Below are 16,215 nucleotides of genomic sequence, written 5' to 3'. Positions count from 1 at the left end.
AATTGCGCATCATTGTATAGTGCTGTTTGCAGCAGTGCCAGCCCGATGCTGGCACTGGCATGTTTTGGTTAACGATTGGCTTTTCGAAGTTGCAGCTGTTTTTGTTGAACGTTAAGACTGGCCTTCACCAAATGTTCAACTTCGGCATCGTTAATGACACTGTAAGCTAACTCCACGACGAAGTGGTTTGGTTGCTGCGCATCTGGATGGCAATCCACCACTGTGGCGAAACACAGGACACTCAGCACCTCTTCTCGGATGAACAGTGTGACCTTAACTTGCTCTCCAAGCTGAAAAGGCTCAGGGCTCGCCACCCGAAAGTTGCTGCCACCAAATTGCAGTCCGGTGCAGCGCAAGCCATCTTTGGCTTCTTGTTCCAGTAGATGCTGCAATACCAAGTCAATTTTACGCGATTGCAGTTTCATGTAATCGGCGATTGCGCGGGCGTCATCCCCGAGATGACGCAACTGCAGCATGTAACTTCCTTCGAGGGCTTTTACCTCGCTGATTAGCTGCATGCCGGTGGATTTCATGCCATGCAATTGCTCTTCAGTTGGCAGTGGATTTTCAGTGGGCCAGCGCGATAAATAGGCATCAAATGGATGCAATACACTGAAATAAGCGTTACTGTCGGAATTCAACGGCTGTGCCTCTTTTAATTACAGGTTATTCCACCTATTATCGTGCGCACTTCAATGATTTAGCAAGGGAGATGCGGCGCTTCACATGAATCCAGCTCTGTCATGTTTTATAGGCTATCGCTACTGGCGCGCGCGTAAGTCCAACGCTTTTGCCTCATTTATTACTTTTTTTGCGGTCAGTGGCATCTTTTTGGGTGTTGCTGCGCTGATTGTTGTCAGCTCGGTGATGAATGGCCTCGAGGGACAATTAAAACAACGCATCCTTGGCGCTATTCCGCAACTGACGATTCATACCCAAGCCCCGTTATCGGACTGGCAAAAAGTGAAACAACAGTTGCTGAGTTTGCCGGGCGTGAAGGGTGTTGAGCCGAGCATTACCAATCAAGCGATGGCGCAGTCCGCCAGTAATATTCAGGCGGTGGCCGTATACGGTATTTTCCCTGATGAGGACAAGGCGCTGTCGCCTTTAGCAACGAATACCTTTAATGATGCCTACACTGCGCTACAAGCGGGAAAATATAATGTGCTGCTGGGCAGTGAATTAGCCCGTCGGCTAAATGTCTCTAGCGGGGACAAAGTGCGTTTGCTCAGTGGGGAAGGGGTGATCTATTCGCCATTAGGCCCAGTGCCCAGTCAACGAACATTTACTGTGGCTGGCGTGTTTGAAATGGGCTCTCAGGTAGATGCAAACGTCGCCTATCTGCACTATAGCGATGCTCGCCGTCTAATGCGTAAATCCGCAGACGATATTGAAGATTTGCGCGTATTCCTCAGTGATCCTTTCTTAGCGCCTAGTCTATCTCCCGCGGTGAGCACTCTGCTTCAACAGCAAGGTATCAATGCCGAGGTGAGCGATTGGCGCGATAATTACGGCCATCTGTTCGCTGCAGTGAAGATGGAAAAAAACATGATGTCACTGTTACTTAGCCTGATCATTACTGTAGCAGCCTTCAATATTGTGTCGGCGTTGGTGATGATGGTCGTGGATAAAACTGCTGATGTGGCAGTATTGAAGACCCAAGGGCTCAGTCCATTTGGGGTGATGTTAGTGTTTATCAGTCAAGGGTCGCTGAATGCCTTGGTGGGCTTGGTGTTAGGTATCGCATTGGGCGTGACCGCGACGCTGAATATCAATGGCATTATGAGCACATTGGGCATGCAGATTTTAGGTGTGGGGCAACGTCTGCCAGTCATTTTAGACCCGAGCCACTTGGGCCTTATCGCATCGGGGTCAGTGGTGTTAACACTGTTGGCAACGCTATATCCCGCAGTACGCGCCGCTGCCGTACAACCCGCCAACGCATTACGTTACGAATAAAAGAGATGAGTTACATGGAAAAGCCGCCGTTGTTGCAAGTTGAGGGTGTCAGCAAAAGTTATCTTGAAGGCAAAGTGAGTACGCCTGTGCTGCACGAGGTGTCGCTTTGCATCAATGCGGGGGAACAGGTTGCGATTGTGGGGAGTTCGGGTTCAGGCAAAAGCACCTTACTCCATATTATGGGCACTTTGGATAAGCCGTCAGCAGGTAAGGTTTTGTTAAATGGTCAAAATCTGTACCAAATGTCGTTGGCTAAACAGGCTAAAGTGCGCAATGAGCAGATTGGGTTTATCTATCAGTTTCATCATCTGCTGCCGGAATTCACCGCGTTAGAAAACGTCTCGATGCCAGGGTGGATTGCTGGACACAACAAAAAAGAGGTTGCCCAGCGGGCGACTGCATTACTCGAACGGGTGGGTTTAAGCCATCGTTTGACTCATCTTCCTTCTGAGTTGTCAGGGGGGGAGCGCCAGCGGGTCGCCATCGCTCGCGCCTTGATTAACCAGCCTAAGTTGGTGTTGGCCGATGAGCCGACAGGTAACCTCGATGCGGCCAGTGGTGAAGCTGTGTATCAACTGGTGCAAGAGCTGGCAAAGCAGTTCGATACGGCCTTTGTGGTGGTAACACATGACCAAGCACTCGCTGACCGAATGGATCGGCAACTGCGTATGGTGGACGGCCATTTGTTAGTGAACGAGGCGGAGAGTTAAGCATGGGACTGCCGCTACCAATCACCATCGGCTGGCGTTTTTATCGTGCGCGCGAGCGGGGCGGATTCGTCAGTTTTATCTCGTTTGCATCGACATCTGGCATCGCGTTAGGGGTGGCGGTACTGATCTTGGTACTGTCGGCCATGAATGGCTTTGAGACCGAACTTGAGAAGCGCTTGTTAGGGGTTGTGCCGCATGGCGAACTGATTGCCGGTGATGAACCGCTGGCAAATTGGCGAGAAATTCTCACCCAAGCTAAAGGCATTAATGGCATTGTGGCCGCTGCGCCGAATGTAAAAATGCAAGGGTTGCTGCAAAAACCTGGTGGCTTTACCGGGGTAAAAATCACCGGTATTGATCCAAGTCTTGAAGCGGAAGTATCCAGTTTGCCGCAGTTTATGTCAGCGGAAAGTTGGCAAAGTCTTGCTGGTGATGGTGCCAATATCGTCATGGGGCAAGGTGTGCTCGACAAGCTCGGATTGAAGGTTGGTGATGTGGTGACCTTTTACTTGCCGCCTGCTGCGTCTGATCGCACCGCTGGTCAAATCGGGCGTGCTCTTAGCCATAGCCTGACGGTTAGTGGCAGTTTTAGCATCGGTGGTGAACTAGACTACAGCAACGCTTATGTACCGCTGGCCTATGCGCAGTCGCTGATGGATTTGGGGGATGCGGTCAATGTGGTACGCATCAAAGTAGAGCGCGTCTTTGACGCGCCGACGTTAGTGCGGCAGCTCGGTTATCAGCAGCATCAGATTATGTATGTCAGTGACTGGACGCGTACCCAAGGCCACCTGTACCAAGACATTCAAATGGTACGCACCCTGATGTATCTGGTGCTGGCACTGGTGATTGCTGTTGCCTGTTTCAATATCGTATCGACCTTGATTATGGCGGTGCGCGATAAAGCAGCCGAAATCGCCATTTTGATGACTATGGGCTTAAAACGCCCCAGCGTGATGGTGGTGTTCATAGTTCAAGGTGCGCTCAACGGCGTGTTAGGCGCTGTTATCGGTGGCGTTACTGGCGTTTTGATGGCGAATAACTTGTCTTATTTGGTCGCGAAATTAGAAACGCTGATTGGTCATCGGTTTTTATCTGCCGATGTCTACTTTATTGACTTCCTGCCATCCCGAATCGAACTGCAAGATATTGTGTTAGTGATTGCAACCGCACTGGTGATGAGTCTGTTTTCGACTGTTTATCCTGCTTATCGCGCCAGCCAGATTTCGCCAGCTGCGGCATTGGCAGGGCGGTAAAGTTACCTGAGTCTGCGGGATCAGTTTTTTGCGCTGAGTATCTTGATAAAGCTTGATCTCAGCGAAGATTCTTTACGAATTCTGCTGGTTACATTTCACTTAAAAGCTGATGGCTTCTTGGTTCAGCGGCAAATGGCAATGTGCTTTTTCTGAGCTGATGATAAAAAGAAGCTAACGGTGCAAACATTGAATTGTAATCGCTTCAGATTTAGCAAACTGATTTTTGTATGCTCTAGCCATTCAATTACAAGGACGTCAGATGACTTTAGCAAATTTAGTGCATACTCCCTTTGGGTTTACGGTTTATTTATCCTTCCGATCGGCATTCAGGTTTTTTCCTTCTTTTGTGTTTTGTCCAGTTTTGGATATGACACGCTGACCATCCTGCTGTGGGGCGTTGGCGGTTGTACATTAATTGGACTCAAGCTGTTTTCGTCGTCATCTGCGGTTTATCAACCCAACACATCGTCATTTAATGTGTCAGGAAATTAGTGGTCGCGTTTGCCTTCATCACGGGCATAATTGTTATGTATTAAACCAGAAGTGCTCAGTAACCTTGCCGTCACACTCAGTTTAGCGTAGCTATATAGCACTTTGTCCGTACTTCGAGAGTTGAAGGTTAAATATCATTAAAAATCAAGATGTTAAACATCTCTGGCTGAGTGTTCTTAGCACAAATGTTGGACATTATAGAACTGTTAAAATAGTCGACTAACTGGCGCTGGGGATATGTATCAGTGTTGCATTAGGTTGCAGTATAGGTGTTATTCTGGGAGCTTCGCATTAGCGCTTAAAGCCGTGATCACGCTTGGTAGTTAGATTGGCCAAAAATCAATCGCAGATCAATAACGATAAAGCCCCTTGTTTTATAAGCTGAGCGTTTACTAATAAAGGCCGATTTAGCTGGTTAGGCCGTCAGGTAATCTTAGGGCAGGGGTTAGCTGAGATGCTATTGCCTATCCATGTGCTTGACGATTATTGTTTTGGTAAGCGAGCGTGAAATTGTACTGCCGCTCGAAAAGCCGCCGTACAGGCTAGCTCTGCTTCACTTCCCATTTTTGCGTGACAAAACTGTACACTGTCATTGCCTTGTTTAATTACTAAATGATGACCGTGGTGCTGATATTGGATGGCGTTATCAAAACATAGCAAGGTTCTTTGCAACACTCGGCCATTACTTTGAACCCGTTGCGACATGACACCCTTATCACCCACGATATCCCAACGAGTGGAATATAGCTGTGGAATATTACGGTAGAGGGCAACGCTTGCCAGGGACCACAATAGTAGAAAAAACAGCAACGCAAGGTGAGTGTTGATGGACGCTGCGACGGACAATAGCGCTAGCACCGGATACAACAACATTAACCAGCAGATGAGTAGCCACAATACTCTCCATAGTGCCAAGGGTAACTGTTGACGTATCAGTTGCGCTGGCGACGTTGCGGGACGATAGAGAATTTTACCTAACTTTGCCGTCGCCGCAGAGCTTGCATGACGGTGTTTAGTGTTCATTATTCTGCTCCGTCGCCGTGATGTCTGTTAATAGGGAGGCGGATAGTGGCGTTAGCTGCTGTACCCCATAAATGGGTAAGGCATAGGCGCTGTACAGCCATTGTCCAAGCCAGGAGCGATGTTCGCGAAAACTGATCGCACTGAGATGTGCGGTTAGCTCAGCAGGTAGCTTCAACTGGCGCCGCGCCAGCGCTTGCAGCAGCGTATTAGTGGCTATTACTTCCCCTAAATAGCGTGCTTTCGGGGCGATACTGTGGCTTTCAACTAATACCACTTGGCCATCATTTTGTTGATAGGCATACAGCTGATATTCGTCCAACACATAGACTGTGCGTTGCCAATGTCCGCGAAACTGACTGTCATTATTCAAGGTGATTTGCCAAGTCGGCATCTGCGCTGGCTGAAAATACATCGCATAGCCATTGGCTGATAATGAGCTCACCGTGCGGCTGGGTTGCTGGCATAGCCAATAGTTGCTCAGTGGCCATGCCAGCAGTAAGCCGACGATCCCGCCCCACACCAGCTCACGCGTTAGCAACTTAATGAACACGGTGACCTCGGCATCGCCGTAGATGTCGTTCGCTGTCAATCGTTTGCGGCGCTATCATTGCACGGTACCTGCAAGTAACAGCTGTTGCAGCTGGGCTTTATGCTTGGCCTCTAGTGAGTTTTCGCTCGTCTCGGCATATTTTTCAAATGCCATCCTGATTAACTGCAACACATGTTGTTGGCGCTCAGGCGTCAGTAACGGTAGTACGTCGTCGGCCAGTTGCTGCAGTTGTTGAAGCCAGGCTTCGATATCTATGTGCGGTAAGGTCCAATCGCTGGCCATTTGAATGGATGAAACTATCAAGCTGTCAGCGGTTTCTTGGTTAAGGGGGTAGCGGGCACCGAAGAGTTGTAACAGTCGTGAAATGGCACGAAACGCTTTGCCACGCTCACTTTGATGCAGTGCTTGGTGAAACAGCGTGACTTGCTGCATTACGGCGAACAGATATTGAGGGCGTTGCCTGGTGCTGTCTACGGCTAAGGCGGGTAGATCGTCGCCGTTTAATAACCATTGGAGTTGTTCGTTACTGTCACATGCGGCGAGTGCTTGGGCTAATGCGCCAAATTTTAGCCTGAGATGGGCAATAAAGGGCGTTAGATCAATGTGCTGTGTGTCGATATCGTGCTGTAACTCGCTGAGTACCTGACTCAATTTGTCATTGCATTGATCGATACGCGACAGCACGGCACGATCTAGCTGCTGTTCAATGTCATACTCATACCTGTCTTGTTCACGACAATAACGCAGCTCATCACATTCTTCATATTGGGTGAGTACTAACCCCAATTCACGCTCAATCGCATTAAAATAACGCGATAACTGCTGTTCCACCGCGGCATCACTGGTCGCATCGAGTGCCAGCGGCTGCTCGCGGTCAGGCGCTTCGATGCGCTGATGCGCCTCCGTAAGTGCGTTGAGCTTGGCATAAAATTCGGTGGCTAGTTGTGTCTCTATGCGGGCAGCCCCCGCTGTGATTAATGATGCTGGCGTTTGGTTGATAAACGCCGCGAATGCCCAGTTTGGATATTGATTGATCTGTTCAAATAAATGGCTTAACGACAGCGAATGATTATTAGCATGGGGATCGATAAGTTGCAGTGATGCTTGATGAATAATGCGCTGGCAATAATCCAATAGCTGATGCTCACGTGCCTCATTGTAGGCGTATGTCTCTTTGGCAAAACTCAGGCGGTGCTGCGGATAACGTTGATCCAGTTGGTACCATTGATAACAAAGTGAGATGTGCACGGGGTCGGCACCCAGTGCGAGGTTTTTTAATACCTCCAGCCAGCTATTTTGCTGAAATACATTGAGCCGCTCCTGAGTTTTTTGTAAACGTGCCATCAAACGTTCACAGAGATGGATGATATCCACCTGTTGTGCTGCAGGCGTTTCAAGTAACAGTGGCAACAACAACAGCTCGAGGTCGTTGATGGTATCTGGCAAGGTTTTAACGCTACGGTCGGCCACGATTAAGCCAGACTTTAATGCCATGATGCGCAGGTAGCTTTCAGCTTCTGCAGAGTTGAGGGTAACGTTGCGATAGTAGGCAACTTGGTTATAGGTCATGCGTTTGGTGCTATCAAACGCAGGATATTGCGCCAAAAATGTGGTTAACAGCTGCTGCTCGTTTTCACCGTATGAACTTAGACGAAAACTGAGTGCACCAAACAGCAGGGCAAAGTGCACTGAAAAGTCTAATACCACCTCGTCAAACCGCGCTTTTAACGGTGTGGTCTGCCTCAGTGCCAATATCTCTTGTAGCAAATTAAGCCACTGAGGGCGGATCTCATTATGCGGCAAACTAATGATTTGCTTAGCGCAATTTACACAAGCAAACATGAGTATATCGGGATCTTTTTCGATGGATTGCAGCGGCTTGATGAAGTGTTGCCACGGCCAGATAAAGTATGCCAAAGCTACGAATGCCGCCACAACGAGCAGTAGTACGGCCCATACTGACGGCAGTGCTGCCACAATTATTCCGCCACCGAAAAACATCACTAACAACACCTGCCAGTAGCGTAATGCTTGTGCTTTGGTGGATAAGCAACTGATAAACAACAGTAACGTCGCCATCACGGTTAATAGCGCAAGATGCACGGGAGCATAGGTGGGCAGAATATCTTGCTCTGGTGCGCTAATTAACGGTTCGAGCGCAGCTAAACACCACAGATACCAGATGGCATAGCCCATCATTAACACCAGAAACGTTGCTATGGTTAACGGCCATGGTGTGGTCTTGATAATACGTTTCACGCGACTATCCATGACGGATTGAATGGCATCAAGTTGTTCTTGGAGCATAACGGGGGAACATCCTGTATCAGATGAGTGCTGCAGTTGAGTGATTGATGTGGCAAGCTGCTTACAGAGTGAGTGACAGCAAGTGAACTATGCCATAGATAGGTAATAACATATTATAACGATTGATAAAAATTTGTGATGTAGGTTTGCGTTGGAACGACAATTCGCAAAAAATTAGTGTCTAATTTGCTTGGTAAAAAACAGTTAAACTTTGTTAGTTACCAATGTGCTTTGCTTAGGTGTAAATAGAAAAAGCAGAGACTCATTAATGAGCAATTGAGCCTCTATTACGGGTGCTTCACGTTATCAAATATAACGGCGGCGCGGTTTACCGCTTTTGGCTCTGTTGTTGCCACTTTGACCCAGTGCTTTAGCGCGCAGGGTTTTCTTAGATGGTGGCCGCTTATTATTGCTGAGTTCTTCCTGTGCCAGCAGATTCGGCTCAAACCCTTCCATCCATTGCAGTAGAAATTGCTCGCCAGTGAGCTTTTTCACATCCTCGAACAGGTATTTTTCTTTACCAGACACCAACGAAACCGCGGTGCCGGTTTGGCCTGCGCGGCCAGTGCGACCAATGCGATGAATATAGTCTTCGGCGTTGTATGGCAGCTCAAAGTTAACCACATATTGCAGCTGTTCAATATCTAAGCCGCGAGCTGCAACATCGGTCGCAACCAGCACCCGCACTTGGCCGGATTTGAACTGTGCTAAGCTACGATCGCGAGCGCCTTGGGATTTGTCGCCATGGATACCCGCAGTGCTGATACCATCTTTTTGCAGCTCTTTTTCGAGTTCATCGACGGTTTGTTTGGTGCGGGTAAAAATCAGCACCTGCTGCCAGTTTTTAGACCCAATCAGATAGGCCAATAACGCGGCTTTTCGTTGGCTATCCACTTCGTAAAAGCGTTGTTCAATTTGTGCTGCAGTCGCATTTCTCTGTGCCACTTCAATCAGTTTTGGTTGCTTAAGCAGGGTTTTGCTAAGCGCAAAAACCTCATCATTAAAGGTGGCTGAGAAAAACAGGGTTTGCCGAGCTTCAGGCAGACGTTTAAGGATGCGTTTGATATCAATGATAAAGCCCATGTCCAACATGCGATCGGCTTCATCCAGTACCAGTGTTTCCAACGTGCTTAGGTCGATGAGTTCTTTGATAGCCAGTTCCAACAAACGGCCAGGCGTCGCCACTAATACATCGCAACCTGCGTTTAATGCATCGATTTGAGGATTAATACTCGCACCGCCATAGGCAACCACGGCTTTGAGGCCAAGCCCTTCGCTGTAATTCACAAAGCTTTGATGGACTTGTTGCGCGAGTTCCCGTGTTGGCGTCAGCACCAATACTCGAATAGCGTTTGCGGCGTTAGTGCGAGCGAGGTGGCGCTGGATCAACGGCAAGGCAAATGCGGCAGTTTTACCTGTACCAGTTTGTGCGCCCGCCATCACATCGTGACCAGCTAGGACTTCTGGAATAGCGGCATGCTGAATTGGCGTTGGCGTTTGATATCCAAGTTTATCGAGGATAGCCAATAATGCAGACTGAAGACCTAGGGAGGAAAAACTCATAAACAAGCACCGCTGATAGATAATTTTGACGGCGCGATTGTAGCATCGAAACGGGTAAAAGGTGACAACCGCCGCAGTGAGAATAGCGGCAAAGGTAATCAAATGACGCCATAAGTGGTTGTTGTATTAGCGTTAGGGCGAATTGGGCGTGGAAATGTTGAACATGCGGGATGTCACGACAACAAAAAACGTACACCCGGAAAATCCATGTGTACGTTTTTTTCTTTGTTCGTTTTCAACTCGCAGCGCTGTTTTGGGATGCGCTATTTATTAATGCGATGTTGACGCTTCTTTTGCCAATGGCGATAGATGGAATATTGCCAAGCGCCTTTCACCACAAAATAGCCGAGCGCGGAGCTGACCACTCCAATTACAAAACAGCCTAATAAAAATGGCGGTGCAATACTGGCAAATGAGGTTTCTAGCCAGCTCCATGTGGCTTCAAAATGAAACGGTTCTGGCGGATGGTTCAGAATGATAGCACCCAATTTATACGCCAGATAAAACATGGGTGGCATGGTGATTGGGTTGGTGATCCACACTAAGGCAACCGATACCGGCAAGTTGACGTTAAATACAATCGCTAATGCGGCAGCCAGTACCATTTGAAATGGCATAGGTACCCAAGCAGCAAATAATCCTACTGCGAATGCCCCTGGCGTTGAGCGGCGGGTAAGTGCCCATAAATTCGGATTGTTGAGCAATCCACCAAAGATGCGTAGATATTTATGGTCTCGCAGCACTTCAGGATTTGGTGTGAGACGTTTAAGAAGTTTTTTTGGCATAGGATTCGATTGCTGTCTTTACTAATGATATGAATCTTTTTCTCTCAGGCTTTGGCATCGCGATTATCTCCGCGATCGTTTGGCCATCAATGATACCGTTATTATGGTTGCCAATTATTGCAGGCGCTTTACTCCTGTGTGTCTTTTGGCACTGCAAGCATCGCTTTCGAGGGGGTTGCTCCGGGATAGCGGGCGTGCTTGTGGGCGTAATATGGATAACAGCATATTGCCACTGGCTGCTGCCATCGGCCGCAGTTGAACAGCAATCATCTGTCCGGGGACATACTACACCCCTCACAGTGAGGGCTGAAATCATATCACTAGTTTCTGTAAACGGCGACTGGATTAGTTTTGATGTTCAGCAATTAGCCAACGGTGATTCTGACGCACCATTACGACGTTGGCGATTGGGTTGGGATCTCACCAAACAAGCGTCGCAATTACTGCCGCAAGTTGGTGAAATCTGGCAGTTTGAACTCAAGCCTAAAGCATTTTCGTCGGTGTTGAACCAAGGCGGTTTTAATCAACAACGGCAGTTGCTAAGTCAGCATATTGAGGCGCGAGCCAATGTTATTTCAGCGCAAAAAGTTGCCGAGATTGCTGGGTTAAGGGCGGGGCTGCTTGCATCGGTTAAGGCGCAGCTGCAAGGCGTTGCGCATCGTGACATCTTACTGGCGTTAACCATGGGCGAGCGCAGTGAGATTAGTGCAGCGCGTTGGCAGCAGTTGCGCAATAGTGGTACGGCCCATTTAGTGGCGATTTCGGGGCTGCACCTGTCGGTGGTATCGCTCTATCTGTTGCTGATGATGAAGTGGGCGCTCAATCGATTCTGGCCGGTGGAATCACGCCGAAATTTCATTCTCGCCAATCTCAGTGCCATCGCGATTGCGGCGGCTTATGCTTGGTTGGCAGGTTGGGGCATTCCGGTACAACGGGCGTTATTGATGTTAGTGGTGGTGGTTGTCAGTCAACTGACCATGCGGGCGAGTTCGAGTTGGGAGCGATTATTGTGGGCGTTGGCTTTGGTGCTGTTGTTTGATCCGCTGGCGCCATTGAGCAACGGCTTTTGGCTGTCGTTTTTTGCGCTGGCACTGATCCTGAGCGAATGGCGCTCGCCAGCGGCGAATGAAATAAATAATGGCATCTGGCCACAGGTTAAGCAGTGGGGGCTTAGCCTATGGCGCATTCAATGGCGTTTGTGTTTGGGGATGAGTTTGCTGCAGCTGCTGCTGTTTGGTGGCTTAACCCTGCACAGCTTTTGGATCAACTTACTGCTGGTGCCTTGGTTTTCATTGCTGGTGATCCCGCTGGTGATGCTGTGTTTTTGTCTCGGCATGCTAGGTTCAGCGCTAGGTTTTACCGAATTAAGCACCGCGTTGTGGCAACTGACCTCCAATTCCTTGGTCCCCGCCGAGTGGTTATGGCAGCTCGCGGATCACCTTGTGGCGGCGTGGTGGCCTTTGTCTGCAGAATTGGCGATGGCATTAATGCTGGCGCTGATAGCCGTTACTGGCGGTTGGCGCTTACTTCGGCCACAACAATGTTATTGGCTAGTGATCCCCTGCGTGCCATTGGGTTTGCAACTACTGCTAATGGCTGAATGGGTTAGGCCTGCGGGTTGGCAACTGCATGTATTGGATGTGGGGCAGGGGCTGGCCGTGGTGGTGCAGCAAGGCCAGCATGGTTTACTGTATGACACCGGCGCCAGCTTTGATGATTTCAGCTATGCCGAGCGTGTGATCGTGCCTTTTTTGCAGCATCGCGGTATTGCCAAGCTGGATTACTTGGTGGTGAGTCATGGCGACAATGATCATGCTGGCGGTGCCACATACATCATGCAGCAGTATCCCGAGGCGCAAGTGATTACTGACTTAAGCCAACTCAAAGCCAGTGATAATTGTCGTCCACATAGGCAACAATGGCGGGATCTTAATTTGGGGTTCCTCGGCCCGTTAACGCCCTCAACTGGCAATAATGGTTCTTGTGTGCTGCGCATTTATGATGCGGCGTTTAGCGTGTTATTGCCCGGTGATATTGAGCTGCCGGCAGAAATTGGCTTAACCAAACGTGAGGCTGAACTGAATAGTGATCTGCTGTTAGCGCCGCATCATGGCAGTAATACCTCGTCAACCGATGATCTGCTTAGCGCGGTTGCGCCGCGTTGGGCGATTTTTGCGGCTGGATACCAAAATCGCTGGGGCTTTCCCAAAGCGGAAGTTCAACAAAGGTATCAGGCGCATGGTGTGGAAACCTTTGTTACTGGTGAGCAAGGCCAGCTCAGTATTGAAATCGCCAATGGTGCGCAAAGCGTTCGCAGTTACCGAGCGGATATCGCCCCCTATTGGTATAACCGCCTGATAGCATTTGGTAACCCCGTCAATCCAGAGTAGAATGCCCTCTTTGTTTTGTTAGTGAATTAATTCTGCCTCAATGACGAAAATGCCGAATCCGCGAAATCGCGATATTTTTAAGCGATTACTCACCTATGTTGCTGACCTCAAAGGCATCTTTATCATCTCAGCCTTAGCATTGGTTGCCTATGCGATTGTTGATGCGACCTTTTTGTACCTGATCCGGCCATTTATTGATGAAGGCTTTGCGGCAACGCCAACACCGAGCATTGTCGATGGTATCGAAGTTGCGAATACCCATGGTTTCAAGTCAGACAGCAATGTGTTGAAAATTGCCCCGTTTATTGTAATCGGGCTGTTTATCCTGCGTGGCTTTTTTAACTTCGTGGCCACCTATGGCGTGTCTTATATGAGTACTCGTGTGGTGGAAACCATGCGCCAGCAGGTGTTTGACCATATTTTGCGTTTGCCTGTGAGCTTTATGGACAAGATGAGCCCAGGTGAACTGATTTCCAAAGTGACCTACGATACCGAACAAATCGCCCGCGCCTCAGGCAACACCTTGGTAACTCTGATCCGTGATGGCGTGAGTGTTATTGCCTATCTCGGGGTGATGTTTTCAATGTCGTGGAAACTATCACTGTGCATTTTGATCATTGTGCCGCTGATTGGTGTTGTTGTGTCTGTGGTAAACAAGCGCTTACGCAAGGTCTCGCGTCAAATCCAAAATGCGATGGGCACAGTGACTGCCGCTTCGGAGCAGATGATCAAAGGCCACAAAAACGTGCTGATTTTTGGTGGGCAGAAAACTGAGTCGGCTCGCTTTGCCAAAGTGAATAAATATAACCGTTACCAGAACATGAAGCTGGCCACGGTGCAGGCGATTAGCCAACCCACAGTGATGGTGATTAGTTCACTGGCGCTGGGTGCGGTTATTTATGCCGCTAGTCTTGATAGTCTGCATGATGAACTGACCGCCGGTATCTTTGCGGCAATGCTCAGTACCATGTTAGCGCTGTTGCAACCGATCAAAAACTTAACTCGCCTTAACGCCGAATTTCAGCGTGGTATGACGGCGTGTGCCACAGTGTTTGAGTTGATCGACACGCCAGCAGAGAAAGATGAAGGCACCCATGAAGTTGAACGCGTTGCCGGTGATATTAAGTTTGATAATGTCAGCTTTAGCTATCCAGAGCAGGAAAAGCTGGCGCTTGACCAAGTGTCACTGGAAGTAAAACAAGGCCGCACTTTGGCGTTGGTGGGGCGTTCGGGTTCAGGTAAATCGACCATTGCGAGTTTGATTACCCGCTTCTATGGCGAACTGCGTGAAGGCCAAATTATGCTCGATGGTATTGATATTCATGACTATTCGCTCAAAGGATTACGTAGTCAGATCGCACTCGTATCGCAACAGGTCACGCTGTTTAATGACACTATCGCGAACAACATCGCCTATGCCTACCCGGGTGAAGTGACCCGCGAACAAGTGATTGAAGCGGCCACCCTCGCGTATGCGATGGAGTTTATTGAACGTCTGCCAGATGGCCTAGATACTGAAATCGGTGAAAACGGGGTGATGTTATCCGGCGGTCAACGGCAACGTATTGCGATTGCGCGTGCCATTTTACGTAACGCGCCGGTGTTGATTTTGGATGAAGCCACCTCTGCATTAGACACAGAATCAGAAAAAGCCATTCAAAAAGGCTTAGATAATCTGCGCCGTAACCGTACATCTATCGTGATTGCCCACCGTTTATCGACCATTGAAAACGCCGATGAGATTTTGGTGATTGACCAAGGCAAAGTGGTGGAGCGTGGCAATCATAAATCCTTGCTTGAGCAAAATGGCATGTACGCCAAACTCTATCAGATGCAATTTGGGGGCTAAGTGGAAGCCTTTGTAAACCGCATCTGGTATCAAAACCACTGGCTGAAATGGCTGTTGTGGCCATTGTCTTGGTTGTTTGGCTTGATAAGCGGCGTACGCCGCCAGCTGTTTCGGATTGGGCTAAAGCCAGTTGAACAGTTGCCAGTGCCGGTGTTGTTGGTGGGCAATATCACCGTGGGTGGCAGTGGTAAAACGCCGCTGGTGATTTATCTTATCGAGCTGTTGCGGCAGCAGGGATATCATCCCGGTGTCATCAGCCGCGGCTATGGTAGTGAGCAACAGCAGCCGAGGATTGTTAGCACCCAGGCCTTAGCCAAAGAGGTGGGTGACGAGCCGGCGATGATCGTGGCGCGTACGCAAGTCCCAATGGCGGTGGGGCAAGATCGCATCGCCACGGCAAAATTGCTATTAGCTGAGCACAAGGTTGACATCATCATCAGCGATGACGGTTTACAACACTACCGTTTGGGCCGAGATATCGAACTGCTGGTGTTAGATGGTAAACGCCAATTAGGCAACGGCATGCTGTTGCCCGCTGGTCCGTTGCGAGAAGGTAAATGGCGTCTATCGACGGTCGATTTTATTGTTGAAAACGGGGCTAAACAGGATTCGCCAACCCGGTTTGCAATGCAGTTATCAGCCGACAAATTGCAGCCGTTGCAGCGTGACAATTCGCCAAGTTGTGAGCCAAAACGCATTAAAGCGATCGCAGGGATTGGCAATCCGCAGCGCTTTTTCGATACTCTCACCGAGTTGGGGTATGATATTGCGCAGACCAAGATATTTGCTGACCATCACCCCTATAGCGCGGCGGATTTTGCAGTCAACGAAGCGGAATTGGCACTGGTGATGACGGAGAAAGATGCGATTAAATGTCGCGAATTTACCCTTAAGAACGGTTGGTATCTGCCGGTAGATGCTCGCCTATCTGATGAATTTTCGGCGCAATTGCTCGCAAAAGTTGCGAACGTAGTTGCCCAAAAAACTAATGCTAAAAATGAAGGATGAACTAATGGCGTTTGATAAAAAACTTCTCGACATCGTGGCGTGCCCAGTATGCAAAGGCAAACTGGAATACAACAAAGAGCAGCAGACGCTGATCTGTAAAGCTGACCGCTTGGTTTATCAAATCAATGACGGTATTCCAGTGTTGTTGGCCGAGAAAGCAACCAACCTGCAAGAAGTGGCTGAATAGTTTTCCACTTTGTCACCATGATGAAATACCGCTTTTGGGCGGTATTTTTTTATCTTTCGCTAAGCGAAAGGTTACTGAACGGCAACAGAACTGTGCTCAAGTGTTAAAAATTGTTTGATAACATGATGTTATCTGA

At 48.9% G+C, this 16,215-nt stretch carries 13 protein-coding genes; 7 read left to right on the top strand and 6 right to left on the bottom strand.

The window, feature by feature from the left end; translation table 11 throughout:
• Positions 1-68: 68 nt before the first annotated feature.
• Positions 69-641: a hypothetical protein gene (locus JYB87_RS11575; RefSeq protein WP_207353650.1), complete on the bottom strand. Its 573-nt coding sequence runs from the start codon at positions 639-641 to the stop codon at positions 69-71.
• An 85-nt stretch (positions 642-726) separates the two neighbouring features.
• On the opposite strand from JYB87_RS11575, the gene JYB87_RS11570 reads away from it, so the two are divergent.
• The 3 genes from JYB87_RS11570 to lolE are packed head-to-tail and all read left to right on the top strand — an operon-like array spanning position 727 to position 3,925.
• A complete protein-coding gene (locus JYB87_RS11570; RefSeq protein ID WP_207353649.1) occupies positions 727-1,959 on the top strand; it encodes a lipoprotein-releasing ABC transporter permease subunit in 1,233 nt (410 codons plus the stop codon).
• Positions 1,960-1,964: 5 nt separating this feature from the next.
• Positions 1,965-2,669 (top strand): lipoprotein-releasing ABC transporter ATP-binding protein LolD, encoded by a 705-nt coding sequence (lolD, locus tag JYB87_RS11565; protein WP_207353648.1) that lies wholly within the window; start codon positions 1,965-1,967, stop codon positions 2,667-2,669.
• Between the two features lie 2 nt (positions 2,670-2,671).
• A complete protein-coding gene (lolE, locus tag JYB87_RS11560; protein ID WP_207353647.1) occupies positions 2,672-3,925 on the top strand; it encodes a lipoprotein-releasing ABC transporter permease subunit LolE in 1,254 nt (417 codons plus the stop codon).
• A gap of 975 nt (positions 3,926-4,900) precedes the next feature.
• Here the strand turns inward: lolE and JYB87_RS11555 are convergent.
• The 5 genes from JYB87_RS11555 to JYB87_RS11535 all read right to left on the bottom strand — a co-directional run bounded on the left by JYB87_RS11555 (position 4,901) and on the right by JYB87_RS11535 (position 10,645).
• On the bottom strand, positions 4,901-5,440 hold the full coding sequence (locus JYB87_RS11555) for a hypothetical protein (protein ID WP_207353646.1): 540 nt from the start codon (positions 5,438-5,440) through the stop codon (positions 4,901-4,903).
• Entirely contained in the window at positions 5,430-6,029 is a 600-nt protein-coding gene (locus JYB87_RS11550) for a hypothetical protein (protein WP_207353645.1), read from the bottom strand. Before JYB87_RS11550 ends, JYB87_RS11555 begins: the two co-directional genes overlap by 11 nt.
• Before the next feature lie 15 nt (positions 6,030-6,044).
• Positions 6,045-8,297, bottom strand: a complete 2,253-nt coding sequence (locus JYB87_RS11545; protein WP_207353644.1) for a hypothetical protein — start codon at positions 8,295-8,297, stop codon at positions 6,045-6,047.
• Between the two features lie 306 nt (positions 8,298-8,603).
• Entirely contained in the window at positions 8,604-9,860 is a 1,257-nt protein-coding gene (locus JYB87_RS11540; protein ID WP_207353643.1) for a DEAD/DEAH box helicase, read from the bottom strand.
• Positions 9,861-10,123: 263 nt separating this feature from the next.
• Positions 10,124-10,645 carry a DUF2062 domain-containing protein gene (locus tag JYB87_RS11535; RefSeq protein ID WP_207353642.1) on the bottom strand — a complete coding sequence of 174 codons (522 nt, stop codon included), beginning with the start codon at positions 10,643-10,645 and terminating at the stop codon, positions 10,124-10,126.
• Positions 10,646-10,674: 29 nt separating this feature from the next.
• On the opposite strand from JYB87_RS11535, the gene JYB87_RS11530 reads away from it, so the two are divergent.
• The 4 genes from JYB87_RS11530 to JYB87_RS11515 are packed head-to-tail and all read left to right on the top strand — an operon-like array spanning position 10,675 to position 16,079.
• Positions 10,675-13,035 carry a DNA internalization-related competence protein ComEC/Rec2 gene (locus JYB87_RS11530; protein ID WP_324032199.1) on the top strand — a complete coding sequence of 787 codons (2,361 nt, stop codon included), beginning with the start codon at positions 10,675-10,677 and terminating at the stop codon, positions 13,033-13,035.
• Between the two features lie 40 nt (positions 13,036-13,075).
• Entirely contained in the window at positions 13,076-14,884 is a 1,809-nt protein-coding gene (gene msbA, locus JYB87_RS11525; protein ID WP_207353640.1) for a lipid A export permease/ATP-binding protein MsbA, read from the top strand.
• Entirely contained in the window at positions 14,885-15,892 is a 1,008-nt protein-coding gene (lpxK, locus tag JYB87_RS11520) for a tetraacyldisaccharide 4'-kinase (RefSeq protein ID WP_207353639.1), read from the top strand.
• Positions 15,893-15,896: 4 nt separating this feature from the next.
• Positions 15,897-16,079, top strand: a complete 183-nt coding sequence (locus JYB87_RS11515) for a Trm112 family protein (RefSeq protein ID WP_207353638.1) — start codon at positions 15,897-15,899, stop codon at positions 16,077-16,079.
• Positions 16,080-16,215 lie beyond the last annotated feature (136 nt).

It is taken from the genome of Shewanella avicenniae, from assembly GCF_017354945.1.
In the GTDB taxonomy this organism is placed as follows: domain Bacteria; phylum Pseudomonadota; class Gammaproteobacteria; order Enterobacterales; family Shewanellaceae; genus Shewanella; species Shewanella avicenniae.
The sequence above is the reverse complement of the archived record's forward strand: the minus strand, read 5'-3'. Positions and strand labels throughout refer to the sequence as shown.

What these genes read in the sequence shown, in the direction of transcription:
- JYB87_RS11570 (WP_207353649.1), top strand. Translation starts at nt 727, where the DNA reads ATGAATCCAGCTCTGTCATGTTTTATAGGCTATCGCTACTGGCGCGCG.
- lolE (WP_207353647.1), top strand. Translation starts at nt 2,672, where the DNA reads ATGGGACTGCCGCTACCAATCACCATCGGCTGGCGTTTTTATCGTGCG.
- JYB87_RS11545 (WP_207353644.1), bottom strand. Translation starts at nt 8,297, where the DNA reads ATGCTCCAAGAACAACTTGATGCCATTCAATCCGTCATGGATAGTCGC.
- JYB87_RS11515 (WP_207353638.1), top strand. Translation starts at nt 15,897, where the DNA reads ATGGCGTTTGATAAAAAACTTCTCGACATCGTGGCGTGCCCAGTATGC.
- msbA (WP_207353640.1), top strand. Translation starts at nt 13,076, where the DNA reads ATGACGAAAATGCCGAATCCGCGAAATCGCGATATTTTTAAGCGATTA.
- JYB87_RS11530 (WP_324032199.1), top strand. Translation starts at nt 10,675, where the DNA reads ATGAATCTTTTTCTCTCAGGCTTTGGCATCGCGATTATCTCCGCGATC.
- JYB87_RS11555 (WP_207353646.1), bottom strand. Translation starts at nt 5,440, where the DNA reads ATGAACACTAAACACCGTCATGCAAGCTCTGCGGCGACGGCAAAGTTA.
- JYB87_RS11535 (WP_207353642.1), bottom strand. Translation starts at nt 10,645, where the DNA reads ATGCCAAAAAAACTTCTTAAACGTCTCACACCAAATCCTGAAGTGCTG.
- lolD (WP_207353648.1), top strand. Translation starts at nt 1,965, where the DNA reads ATGAGTTACATGGAAAAGCCGCCGTTGTTGCAAGTTGAGGGTGTCAGC.
- JYB87_RS11540 (WP_207353643.1), bottom strand. Translation starts at nt 9,860, where the DNA reads ATGAGTTTTTCCTCCCTAGGTCTTCAGTCTGCATTATTGGCTATCCTC.